The following is an 11711-nucleotide window of genomic DNA, read 5'->3' as shown; positions in this document are numbered from 1 at the left end:
TGTGAACTCACGGCGAAGTGCAACTATCTGATATCGTTTCTATTCTATCCCATTGCTAATTGCCAGCAGCTCGCTTTCAAAGACCTCTGCAGGCGTTCTATAGCCAAGGCATTTGCGCGGCGTGGAATTGAGGCGGTGGCAAATCGACCTCAAATATCGATTTGTCAACGCCGTCGGATCGGTCGAGCGGGGCAGGTACTTTCGCAACCTGTTGTTGGTATTCTCGACCGTACCTTTCTGCCACGGCGCCTGCGGATCGCAGAACCAGCTGTCCGCGCCGATCCCGTCTTTCAGCTTGCGCCAGGCCGAGAACTCGGTGCCTCGGTCGAAGGTAATCGACTGGCGCGCATCCGCGGGCAGAGGCGCGAGGCCCTGGATCAGGGCTTCCATGATCGGTTTGGACTGGCGGTCCTCGTTTCGCATCACCACCGTGTAGCGGCTGACGCGCTCGACCAGGGAGGTGACGTTGATCTTGCCGTGTTCCTTGCGGAACATCATCAGATCGCACTCCCAGTGGCCGAACTCGGTGCGCTCGGAGACACGTTCGGGCCTGTGTGACAGGCTTTGGCTGTCGAAGATGTGGGTTCGGTTGTGTCGCCGATACCCTCGCGGTCGGCGGCGTCTGCGATGCTCTGGGAGGTGGCGATAGAACTGTTCTTCGCGGCCGTCCTTCGAGTAGGCGAAACGGTAGATCGTCTCGTGGCTGACACGGACCGGATGGCGCTCCAGGCGCATGCGACCGGCGATCTGTTCGGGGGACCAACCGGCCTTGAGGCGGTCTTCGACGGCGGCTTTCAGCTCGGGGTTCACGATCAGCTTGCGGTGGACGGCACGGCGCTCTTCGGAGAGGCGTTGCGCGGTCACCGAGTAGTAGCCGTTCAACTCCGGGATTTCTTTGTCGTCATAGTAATTGCGCTTCAGTTCGCGGTAGATCGACGACGGTGCGCGGCCCAGCCGGTCCGCAATTTCGGGAACCGGCATTTTTGCGTCATGCCATTTGTCGATCTTGCGGCGCTCTTCGAACGTCAGGTGAGAGTAGTGGCTTCCCATTCATCAATCTCCATGCAAACCTCTGTTTGAATACAGAATTTGCACTTCGTTTGTGAATCCACCCTGGGGCAACCCTAATTCGCATAATACGTCTTATGTTAATCTGCTAATCCAATCGCGCCCCGCATTGCTGAACCACGAAATCAACGAAAAGCCTGACTTTCGGGTCCTGCAGCTTCTTATGGGGATAAAGGCACCCGAAGATTGTTGGCACGGGCGGTGTGTCAGGTAATACCTCAACCAGGGTTCCATCGCGCAGGTGTTCGGCAACATCAAAGCGGGGTTTGTTGACGATACCGTGCCCGTCCAGCGCCCAATCAGTCAGCACGTCGCCATCGTCTGCGTCGAATTTCCCAGCAACTTCCAGTTTGCGCACCCCTGTGGGGGTTTGCAGCTGCCAAAAATATTCGGGCGAACGCGGGTATCTGAGCAACAGACAGTTGAACTGATCCAGCAACAGATCGTCGGGTGTCTTGGGGGCTCCGTTTTGGGCCAGATATTTGGGTGCGGCGCACAGAATGCGGTCGCAATCCCTGATCTTTCGCAGTTTCAGGTTCGAATCGCGCGGTGTGCCGATGAAAAAGGCCACATCCAAACCATCCGTAAGGATGTCAACTTTCCGGTCTGATAGCCGCATTTGCACGCGTGTGTCGGGAAAGGCCTCAACGAATTTGGGCACCAAAGGCGCGATAATCCGACGTCCTGCCCCCAGCGGCGCGGTCACACGGATTGTCCCGCGTGGTGCGTGTGAAAAGTTGGCGACCTTGGTTTCCGCGATATCGACTGTTTCCAAAACCGCCCTGGCTTCATCGTAAAACAGCTTGCCCACCTCGGTCGGCGACAACGATCGCGTGGTACGGTTGAACAACCGCACACCAAGATGTTTTTCCAACTCTTTTATGCGTTTACTGGCGACGGCGGGTGTCAACCGCAGGTCGCGACCGCCCGACGTGATGCTGCCCAGTTCGACCACGCGGACAAAGACGCGGAGGCTTTCGATGTAAGACATGGGCACCCGATTGCTGGAGGGAAACTCTGCGCAGAGCTTTACAAAAAACAAGCCCTTTTTCAACGATCTGTTGAAAGTCTTTACCAACGGCACCCCTTTTTTGCACCTAATATCTGGCGCTAAGGTATTTGGTGCCAGTTAAAAACCCATCTTTCTTACAGGAATCCACATGACATATCGCACCGAAATTCGATTTCTGTTGAACGGCAAACCTGTGGCCATCAGCCATGTGGCCGCAGATCAAACCTTGCTGGACTATCTGCGCCTGAACCGGCGTCTGACGGGCACCAAGGAAGGCTGTGCCGAAGGCGATTGCGGTGCTTGCACGGTGCTTGTGGGGCGTCTGACGGGTGAGGGTTTGACCTATGAACCGGTCAATGCCTGCATCCGGTTTCTTGCCTCGCTGGATGGTTGTCATGTGGTCACCATCGAACATGTCTCTGGCCCCCAAGGTCGCTTGCACCCGGTGCAACAGGCGATGGTGGACCACCACGGCAGCCAATGCGGCTTTTGCACGCCGGGCTTTGTCATGTCGCTTTATGCGCTGTGGATGGAAACGCCAGAGCCTACCGAGGCGCAGGTTGAAACAGCGTTGCAAGGCAACCTGTGCCGCTGCACGGGATACGAGCCGATCATCCGTGCCGCTGTTGCCGTCAGTCGTTATGGCACCCCGTCGGCCGATCATCTGAATATAGAACGCGATCAGGTAATCACCCAGCTGCGCACCCTGCGCGACGGGCAACGCGTCATCACTGGTCCGGACGACAACCAAGCCATTCTGCCCGCCGATGTGGACGATCTGGCCGAGGTGTTGCTGGACCACCCCAAGGCGACCATCGTCGCCGGGGCCACCGATGTCGGACTGTGGGTCACGAAGTTCCTGCGCCCCATCGGCCCTGCCGTGTTTATCGGTCATCTGAACGAAATGAAGTCGGTGCATCATGACGCTGACGCCCTGGTCATCGGGGCGACAGCGACCTATACCGATTGTCAGGACGCAATTGCCAAGGTCTTCCCCCACCTGACCCCCTATTGGGACCGGATCGCCGGATGGCAGGTGCGCAACATGGGAACCGTGGGGGGCAACATCGCCAACGGCTCGCCCATTGGCGACACGCCGCCCGTGCTGATCGCGCTGGGGGCCGAGGTCACTTTGCGCCACGGCACCACGCGCCGCGCCATGCGGTTGCAGGATTTCTTCATCGACTATGGCAAGCAGGATCGCAAACCCGGCGAGTTTGTCGAAAGCATCCGGGTGCCGCGCCCTGCGCCGGGTCAGCGTGATGCGGCCTATAAAATCTCAAAACGGCGAGACGAGGATATTTCGTCCGTTGCCGTCGGGATCAGCGTCACTCTGGCCGACAATGTCATCACGGGTGCCTGCATCGCCTTCGGTGGCATGGCCGCGACCCCGAAACGCGCCGACGCGGCCGAAGCCGCCCTGCTGGGTCAAACCTGGAGCGAAGCGGCATTCGACGCCGCAGCCCAAGCCCTGCCCCAAGATTTCCAGCCGCTATCTGATTGGCGCGCGTCATCTGACTACCGGATGCTGTCGGCGCAAAACCTGCTACGCCGGTTTTATCTGGACCATGACGATGCCACCCCTGCCCCCGTTCAACTGGCCACCGCGTAAGGAGCTGATGATATGAAAGACAACGTCTCGATCCGTGGTGCCGCCCATACCGACCGCATTCACGACAGCGCCGGCAAGCATGTCACCGGGGCGGCTGACTATACCGATGATATCGCCGAACCCGTAGGCACGCTTCATGCTTATCTGGGCGTGTCGGACGTGACCCACGCCAATATCCGCAGCCTTGATCTGAGCGCTGTGCGCGCCGCGCCCGGTGTGGTAGGTGTGCTGACGGCAAACGATATTCCGGGCCATAACGACATCAGCCCTACAGGCCTGAATGATGAACCCGTGTTCCCGACGGACAAGATCCAGTTTCACGGCCAGCCGCTCTTTGCCGTCATCGCCGAAACCCGCGACGCCGCGCGTCGGGCTGCGGAACTGGCGCAGGTGGATTGCGAAGTTTTGCCTCACGCGTTGGACCCGATTGCCGCCCAAGACGCGGGCTATCCCCATGTCACTGCACCCTTGAAGCTGGAGCGCGGGGAAATTGCCCCGGCTTTTAAGCAGGCCACCAACCGCATCAAAGGCCGGATGAGTGTCGGCGGTCAGGACCACATGTATCTGGAAGGCCAGATCGCGTTTGCCATTCCGGGTGAGGATGACGATGTGATCGTCCATTGCTCGACCCAGCATCCCAGCGAGGCACAGCATATGGTCGCCCATGTGCTCGGTGTGCCCTCCAACGCGGTCACAGTGAACGTTCGTCGTATGGGCGGCGGGTTCGGGGGCAAGGAAAGCCAGATGAACCTGTTTTGCGTTGTTGCAGCGATGGCCGCCAAGAAATGGGGTCGCGCGGTGAAGATCCGCCCCGACCGCGATCAGGATATGACCGCTACGGGCAAGCGACATGATTTCGTGATCGATTATGACGTGGCCTTCGATGATACGGGCCGGATCGAGGCTGTGGATGGTGTCTTTGCCGCCCGCTGCGGATTTTCCGCCGATCTGTCCGGCCCCGTCACCGACCGCGCGCTGTTTCACGCCGACAACGCCTATTTCTATCCGAACGTGCGGCTGGTCAGCCATCCGATGAAGACCAACACAGTCTCGAACACCGCGTTCAGGGGCTTTGGCGGTCCGCAAGGGGTGATCGCTGCCGAACGCATCATGGAAGAGATCGCCTATGCCACCGGGCAAGACCCACTGGATGTGCGTAAGGCGAATTTCTATGGCGGCAAGGGCCGCGATCTGACGCCCTATCACCAAGAAGTCGAGGACAACATTTTTGATCGGTTGGTGGGTGAGCTGGAACAGACCGCCGAATATCGCGCGCGTCGCAAGGCCATCATTGACTTCAACGCGGACTCGAAGGTTCTGAAAAAAGGCATCGCGCTGACGCCGGTCAAGTTCGGCATCTCGTTCACCGCGACGTGGTATAACCAAGCTGGTGCGCTGGTGCATGTTTATAATGACGGGTCGATCCACCTGAACCACGGCGGCACCGAAATGGGTCAGGGTCTGAACACCAAGGTCGCGCAAGTGGTGGCCGAGGCGTTCCAAGTGGATTTCGACCGCATCAAGATCACCAAGACCACGACCGAGAAGGTGCCAAACACATCGGCCACCGCGGCATCCTCTGGCACCGACCTGAACGGAATGGCCGCGCTGGATGCGGTCGAGCAGATCAAGGCGCGACTGGTGGAATTTGCCACCACCAAATGGGACGTTGCCCCGGATGCCGTTGTGTTTGAACCCAACCAAGTGCGCATCGGTGACGAGGTTCTGTCCTTCGACGCTTTCATCAAAGAGGCCTATATGGCCCGCGTGCAACTGTCCGCTGCTGGATTTTACAAGACGCCGAAAATTCACTGGGACCGCGCGGCGGGCAAGGGGCGCCCGTTCTATTACTACGCCTACGGTGCCGCCTGTTCCGAGGTCACAATCGACACGCTGACCGGCGAATACCGGGTCGAGCGGACGGATATCCTGCATGATGTGGGTCGGTCACTGAACCCTGTGTTGGACAAGGGGCAGGTTGAGGGCGCGTTCATTCAGGGTATGGGCTGGCTGACCACCGAGGAATTGTGGTGGGACGATGCCGGCCGTCTGCGCACCCATGCGCCGTCGACCTATAAGATCCCGCTGGCGTCTGACCGGCCGCGCGTGTTCAACGTGAAGCTGGCCGACTGGTCGGAAAACCGCGAGCTGACGATCAAACGATCCAAAGCCGTGGGTGAACCGCCCTTCATGCTGGGCATTTCAGTGCTCGAGGCATTGTCGATGGCGGTTGCCTCGGTCGCGGATTATCGCACCTGCCCGTGTCTGGATGCGCCTGCCACGCCTGAGCGTGTGCTGATGGCGGTCGAACGCCTGAAAGCGGCGGGATAGACGATGGGTCAGATCGTCCGCCATCTTGACGATTTCTTGTCCCTGAACGGACCGGTTATTCGCGTGGCCCTGACACGAGTGCGCGGATCATCCCCGCGCAACGAAGGGACCGAGATGTTCGTCACGCTCGACCATCTGTGGGGCACCATCGGCGGTGGGCAATTGGAATATATCGCCATCGACCGCGCCCGCGAAATGCTGCGCGATGGCGTTCTTCACCTTGACCTGGACGTGCCGCTTGGGCCGGAGATAGGCCAGTGCTGCGGTGGCCGGGTCGAGCTTTCACTGACACGGATGCGCCAAGCCGACAAGCGCGACGCCATCATCCACGCACAGGATCAGGCAGCCCAACTGCCGCATGTCTATGTCATGGGCGCGGGCCATGTGGGCCGCGCGTTGGCGGACCTGTTTCAGCATATGCCCGTGCGCTGCATCCTGATCGACACCCGCGAGGCTGAACTGGCCCAGTGCCGCGCAGATGTCGAAACCCGCCTGAGCGTGATCCCCGAGGTCGATATCGCCAACGCCCCGGCAGGCAGCGCTTTCATCGTGCTGACCCACGATCATGCACTTGATTTTCTGCTGTCATTGGCGGCCCTTGAAAAAGGCAACGCAGCTTATGTCGGCATGATCGGGTCCGCCACCAAGCGGGCCAAGTTTCGCAATTGGGTGCGCCTGCATGGCGACGACCATAGTACCGAACAATTGATTTGCCCCATCGGGGCAAGCGGCAGCCGCGATAAGCGGCCCAGCGTGATCGCGGCCTTCGTGGCGGCGGAAGTGATCGCTGATTTGACCTCTGAAACTGCCGAAAACGCCCAGAAATGGGACATGGGAGCGCCCGTCACGGGCAGTCAAGCAGACCAAAAGGACAGCACCGCCTTGCAAAGGCGGGATTGACCACAGGTCACAGAGGAGGAAACCGTCATGGACGGCACAACATATAACTACAAGCTATTCGCCCGCAGTGATTTCAGCGCCTTCTGGGCGCTGTTTACAGACAACCTGATCAACCTGATCGTGCTGGCAGGCGTCTGCCAGTTTGTATTCAACATGCCGGCCGAGATTGTTTTTGGCCGTATTCTGCCCGGTGCGGCCGTGGCGATCATGGCTGGTGTCGCGGTCTATACATGGCTTGCCAAACGCGCCGCGGCGCGGCATGGGCGGGACGTAACCGCCCTGCCCTATGGCATCTCGACGCCCGTCATGTTCGTTTATCTGTTTGGCGTGATCGGCCCGATTTACTGGTCCACCAATGACGCAATACTCGCGTGGCAAGTTGGCATCGGTGCGGGCTTCATGGGCGGCATTGTCGCAGCCTTTGGGGCCATCGTCGGCCCGTGGCTGAAACGGGTGACGCCCCGCGCCGGGATGCTTGGCACGCTGTGCGGTATCGCGCTGGTCTTCATCGGCACCGTGCCGCTGGCCACCGTGTTCGAAGACCCGTTCATCGGCTTTGCCTCGATGATCATCATCCTTTGGGGTCTGGTCGGACGTTTCCGCCTGCCCTTTAACATCCCCGCTGGTCTGCTGGCCCTGATCGTCGGCACCGTGGTCGCGTTGGGTATGGGTAAAGCCTCGATCAGTTTTGAAGGCGTCGGCTTCTATCCTCCCTTGCCCTATTTCGGAGACCTGATCGCGGGTATTCAACACCTGATCGCCAACCCCGAACTGTTCCTGGTTCTGGTGCCGGTGCAGATCTATAACTTCATCGAAACCATGAACAACGTCGAAAGCGCGGAAGCTGCGGGCGACCATTACCCGGTTGCCACGTGTCAGGTGACGGACGGCGTAGGCACGATGATCGGCGCGGTCTTTGGCTCGCCATTCCCGACCACCGCTTATATTGGCCACCCGGCTTACAAGCGGATGGGCGCGCATTCGGGCTATATCATCGCGGTTGGTCTGGTCATTCCTTTTGCCGCGTTCTTTGGGCTTCTGGCGTTTCTGAACAACCTGATCCCCGTGGCTGCTGCTGCGCCGGTTCTGGTGTTCGTCGCGCTGAGCCTGATCACCAACACCGCCCATTCCGTCAAAACCGAACATATGGCCGCCGTGACCATCGCGATGATGCCGCATGTATCATCCTTCCTTGTGACCAAATGGGGGTCGCTGATGGGTGCGCTTGGTAGCACGGGAGTTGAGGGCCTGCCGCGTCTTGGTGACGAAGCCCTGACCGCTGCCCTGCTGCAACAAGGCGCGCATTTCGAAGGCCACCTTGCACTCAGCCAAGGGGCCATCCTGACCGGCCTGATCTGGGGCGCCATTGTGGCAAGTGTGATCGACGGACGGTTCCGCAACGCTGGTGGGTTCGCCTTGGCGGCCTGTTGCATGTCGCTGATCGGCATCGTCCATTCGGCCAGCCTGCATTGGCCCAGCTTCAGCGGCGTCAGCATGGGTTATCTGATCGCGGCAGCGTTTCTGTTCATCTATCCGCTTTTTCACAAGGATGATGAGCTGGTGAACCAGAACTTGCCAGCAGATGAGCCGCAAGCCACTCCGGGCGAATAGCTCCTCCCTTTTCGCCCATCTCAGCACAGGGCGCACACCGCGTCCTGTGCCTTTTCTGAACCGGATGACACGATGACATCGCTGCAAACCCTTCTGCGTGGCCGCACGCTGACCTTCACTGCCGAACCATACAGTCCGGACGACACTCATGCCTATGACTATTGCGAGGATGGCGCGATCCTGATCGAGGACGGTCTGATCGTAGCGTCAGGTGACCATGCCACGGTCAACGCGCAGGCCAAAAATGCGCGCGTGATCGACCATCGCCCCCATCTTCTGATGGCGGGTTTCATCGACACCCATATTCACTTTCCGCAAGTGCAGGTGATCGCGTCCTGGGGCGCACAGCTTCTGGATTGGCTGAACACCTATACCTTCCCGGCCGAAACCCAATTTGCCGACCCCGACCACAGCGCGAATATGGCGGGTAGGTTCTATGATCAGATCACCGCACATGGCACAACGACGGCGGTGGCCTATTGCTCGGTTCATAAAACATCTACTGACGCATTCTTCACCGAGGCCGCGCAGCGCAACATGCGGATGATTGGCGGCAAGGTAATGATGGACCGCAACGCGCCGGACGGGCTGCGCGACACGCCGCAATCCAGCTATGACGACACAAAGGCGTTGATTGACGCATGGCACGGCAAAGGCCGCGCCGAATATGCGATCACGCCGCGTTTTGCGATCACCTCAACGCCCGCACAGATGGAAATGGCGCAGGTGCTGGTACAAGAACACCCAGATTGCTATGCCCAAACCCACCTATCTGAAAATCACGACGAGATCGCCTATACTACCGAGCTTTACCCAGCCGCCCGTGACTATCTGGACGTGTATCAATCCTATGGTCTGCTTGGCCCCAAGATGTTGCTGGGTCATTCGATTCACCTGAAACCGCGCGAGATCGACGCGTTGGTTGAAACTGGTGCGCATCCAGTCTTCTGCCCGACATCGAACCTGTTTCTTGGTAGCGGGCTGTTTGACGATGCGGGCTTGCGGGCAAGGGGTATCACAAACGCAATTGCTACAGATGTGGGCGGTGGCACCAGCTATTCGATGCTGCAAACGCTGAACGAAGGCTACAAAGTGCTGCAATTGCAGGGCCAATCCCTGCACCCGTTGCGCGCCTTCCACTGGATCACCCGTGGCAACGCGCTGGCCTTGGGGCTTGAGGATAAGATCGGCACGCTTGCAGCCGGGTCCGAGGCAGATGTAGTGGTCCTGGACGCGCACGCAACCGAGGCGATGGCCCTGCGCATGGACAGCGTCATGTCGCTGGCAGAGGAACTGTTCGTGCTGATGATCATGGGCGACGACCGCGCAGTTGATCAGGTCTACATCGCAGGACAGCCTTCGAAACGCGGCTGACAGCGCACGATCGCCCAAATACCCCAACGCTGCTTTAACAAACGTTAAGGCGCAGAGCCTTTGAGCGTGTCATAATTACTTCTGATGTTACCTTAACAGACGGAGTTGACACATGGCACAGACAAAGAACAACCCCGCGCCGGATATTTCGGCGTTCACCGATATGATGAAGCAGACGCAGGACATGATGACGGCCAACCCGATGATGGGAGCCCAGATGACCAACGTGTTTGAGACACAGCAAAAATTTCTGCAAGAGGCGCAAACCTTCTCGGAACATTGGTTCGACCGTCGAAAGCAGGCGGCGGAAACAGCCATGCAAGCAGCGCGTGATATAGTTGATGCTGGATCAGCCGAACCATCGGTAGTGTTGAATGTGATGTCGGAGTGGCAACAACACTCGATGGAACGCATGGCCGCCGATTTTCAGGAATGGGTGGATTTGTGTTCGCGTTGCGCAGGCCAAGTGAACGACAGCAAATCGGCCAAGAAGAAATAGCGTCGCGCGACAAATCGCCTATGCCCGCAACTGGACAAAATTGCCTTGCCCTGTCATGTTAAACCACTTGTGATTGTAAGCGGTCGCCAAGTACCTGATACAATCAAATGGGCAAGGCGTTTCAGATGGAATTTCAGAACAGAGTCAAAGAACTTTCTGTCAGCAGAGATCCGCAGGCACTGGTCCAGACCTTTTTACGCCTGCATCCGCAACAGACCATCGAGACCGCCCCCAAAGGCAAGACTATCGTGCACGAAGATGACTTTGCCGATCACTCAATCCTGCTATTGGATGGCTGGTTGGCGCTGTCCAAGATGCTGCCCGATGGCGAAACCCAGATTATAGACGTGATGTTGCCGGGGGATTTCGCGCTTATTGGTGCGACCAATGCGCCTGTCGCTGCCTGCTCGGTCGAAGCGCTGAGTGATGCGCGTTTCATCATCATCCGGCCCGCGGATGCAAACGGGGCTGAACCAGAAATGGCCAAGCTGCGCGAACTGATCGCGGCCGAGGTCGTGCGCACGCAGGCCCGTGTTGCAGAAATCTTGCTGCGGATGGGCAAGGGGGCGGCGGCCAATCGTCTGGCTTATGCGCTTTTGGAATTCTATGTGCGGTTGGATGCAGCGGGGCTCGTCAAGGATAACCGCTTTAACTTCCCGATCACCCAGCACAAAATCGGCGAGTTTGCGGGGCTAAGTAATGTTCATGTCTGCCGCACCATGCGCCAATTTGAACGTGACGGCATCATATCGCATCCCACCCATACCGACATCGTGCTGAATGACCTTGAAGCCCTTTGCAACATCGCAGGTATTGACCTGGCCATCTTTCAAAACGAAATTCTGGCAAAACGCGCGCCCTGACCTCACCGCTGCTCGACGATCTCGCCCAAGGTCTGGCCCGCCAGTTCCTCGCTTGCATCATTGGCGATGTCTTCCACGGTGACGATCCCCACGATGTTATCTGCGCTATCCAGCACCACAAGTCGCCTGATCTGGCATGCAGACATCAGGTGCGCCGCTTCTATAATTTCTTGATCGGCGTAACAGGTCACGGCCTCGGGCGTCATGATTGGCTCGATGTGACGACTGGCAATGGCTTTGGGCACCCATCGGGTTACGATATCGCGATCGGTCAAAATGCCCACAAGGCGACCATTATCACACACCGGTAACGCGCCCAGATCAAGTTCAGCCATCAACGCCGCCGCAGCCCGCACCGAGGTCCCGGGACAGACGATCGTGACAGGTGTGCGCATAATGCGGCTGACCAGCATTTTTTGTTCTCCGACGCATAAAAAGGTC

The 11711-nt window shown here is 58.6% G+C and carries 10 protein-coding genes; 7 read left to right on the top strand and 3 right to left on the bottom strand.

The features are described 5' to 3' along the window. Positions 1-39: 39 nt before the first annotated feature. Complete coding sequence (locus MN186_RS05460; RefSeq protein WP_242111182.1) at positions 40-1050, bottom strand: IS30 family transposase; 1011 nt, start codon at positions 1048-1050, stop codon at positions 40-42. A gap of 106 nt (positions 1051-1156) precedes the next feature. Continuing rightward, positions 1157-2059 carry a LysR family transcriptional regulator gene (locus MN186_RS05455; RefSeq protein WP_242113314.1) on the bottom strand — a complete coding sequence of 301 codons (903 nt, stop codon included), beginning with the start codon at positions 2057-2059 and terminating at the stop codon, positions 1157-1159. A 169-nt stretch (positions 2060-2228) separates the two neighbouring features. On the opposite strand from MN186_RS05455, the gene xdhA reads away from it, so the two are divergent. The 7 genes from xdhA (at position 2229) to MN186_RS05420 (ending at position 11270) form a co-directional block, all read left to right on the top strand. Next, a complete protein-coding gene (xdhA, locus tag MN186_RS05450) occupies positions 2229-3692 on the top strand; it encodes a xanthine dehydrogenase small subunit (RefSeq protein ID WP_242113312.1) in 1464 nt (487 codons plus the stop codon). 12 nt (positions 3693-3704) lie between these two features. Next, complete coding sequence (xdhB, locus tag MN186_RS05445) at positions 3705-6023, top strand: xanthine dehydrogenase molybdopterin binding subunit (protein ID WP_242113311.1); 2319 nt, start codon at positions 3705-3707, stop codon at positions 6021-6023. A gap of 3 nt (positions 6024-6026) precedes the next feature. Then, positions 6027-6923 (top strand): xanthine dehydrogenase accessory protein XdhC, encoded by an 897-nt coding sequence (xdhC, locus tag MN186_RS05440; protein ID WP_242113310.1) that lies wholly within the window; start codon positions 6027-6029, stop codon positions 6921-6923. A gap of 27 nt (positions 6924-6950) precedes the next feature. After that, positions 6951-8534: a permease family protein gene (locus tag MN186_RS05435; protein ID WP_242113309.1), complete on the top strand. Its 1584-nt coding sequence runs from the start codon at positions 6951-6953 to the stop codon at positions 8532-8534. 72 nt (positions 8535-8606) lie between these two features. Then, complete coding sequence (guaD, locus tag MN186_RS05430; protein ID WP_242113307.1) at positions 8607-9908, top strand: guanine deaminase; 1302 nt, start codon at positions 8607-8609, stop codon at positions 9906-9908. 112 nt (positions 9909-10020) lie between these two features. Next, positions 10021-10407: a phasin family protein gene (locus MN186_RS05425; protein WP_242113306.1), complete on the top strand. Its 387-nt coding sequence runs from the start codon at positions 10021-10023 to the stop codon at positions 10405-10407. A 125-nt stretch (positions 10408-10532) separates the two neighbouring features. Continuing rightward, positions 10533-11270, top strand: coding sequence for a Crp/Fnr family transcriptional regulator (locus MN186_RS05420; protein WP_242113304.1), 738 nt, complete (start codon positions 10533-10535; stop codon positions 11268-11270). Positions 11271-11272: 2 nt separating this feature from the next. Here the strand turns inward: MN186_RS05420 and MN186_RS05415 are convergent, their stop codons facing one another. Further along, on the bottom strand, positions 11273-11683 hold the full coding sequence (locus tag MN186_RS05415; RefSeq protein WP_242113303.1) for a CBS domain-containing protein: 411 nt from the start codon (positions 11681-11683) through the stop codon (positions 11273-11275). Positions 11684-11711 lie beyond the last annotated feature (28 nt).

It is taken from the genome of Aliiroseovarius sediminis (genome assembly GCF_022678485.1).
Lineage (GTDB): Bacteria > Pseudomonadota > Alphaproteobacteria > Rhodobacterales > Rhodobacteraceae > Aliiroseovarius > Aliiroseovarius sediminis.
The sequence above is the reverse complement of the archived record's forward strand: the minus strand, read 5'-3'. Positions and strand labels throughout refer to the sequence as shown.

Excerpts from the sequence above, each read along its gene's own strand:
- MN186_RS05460 (WP_242111182.1), bottom strand. The coding sequence starts at position 1,050 with ATGGGAAGCCACTACTCTCACCTGACGTTCGAAGAGCGCCGCAAGATC.
- MN186_RS05455 (WP_242113314.1), bottom strand. The coding sequence starts at position 2,059 with ATGTCTTACATCGAAAGCCTCCGCGTCTTTGTCCGCGTGGTCGAACTG.
- xdhA (WP_242113312.1), top strand. The coding sequence starts at position 2,229 with ATGACATATCGCACCGAAATTCGATTTCTGTTGAACGGCAAACCTGTG.
- xdhB (WP_242113311.1), top strand. The coding sequence starts at position 3,705 with ATGAAAGACAACGTCTCGATCCGTGGTGCCGCCCATACCGACCGCATT.
- xdhC (WP_242113310.1), top strand. The coding sequence starts at position 6,027 with ATGGGTCAGATCGTCCGCCATCTTGACGATTTCTTGTCCCTGAACGGA.
- MN186_RS05435 (WP_242113309.1), top strand. The coding sequence starts at position 6,951 with ATGGACGGCACAACATATAACTACAAGCTATTCGCCCGCAGTGATTTC.
- guaD (WP_242113307.1), top strand. The coding sequence starts at position 8,607 with ATGACATCGCTGCAAACCCTTCTGCGTGGCCGCACGCTGACCTTCACT.
- MN186_RS05425 (WP_242113306.1), top strand. The coding sequence starts at position 10,021 with ATGGCACAGACAAAGAACAACCCCGCGCCGGATATTTCGGCGTTCACC.
- MN186_RS05420 (WP_242113304.1), top strand. The coding sequence starts at position 10,533 with ATGGAATTTCAGAACAGAGTCAAAGAACTTTCTGTCAGCAGAGATCCG.
- MN186_RS05415 (WP_242113303.1), bottom strand. The coding sequence starts at position 11,683 with ATGCTGGTCAGCCGCATTATGCGCACACCTGTCACGATCGTCTGTCCC.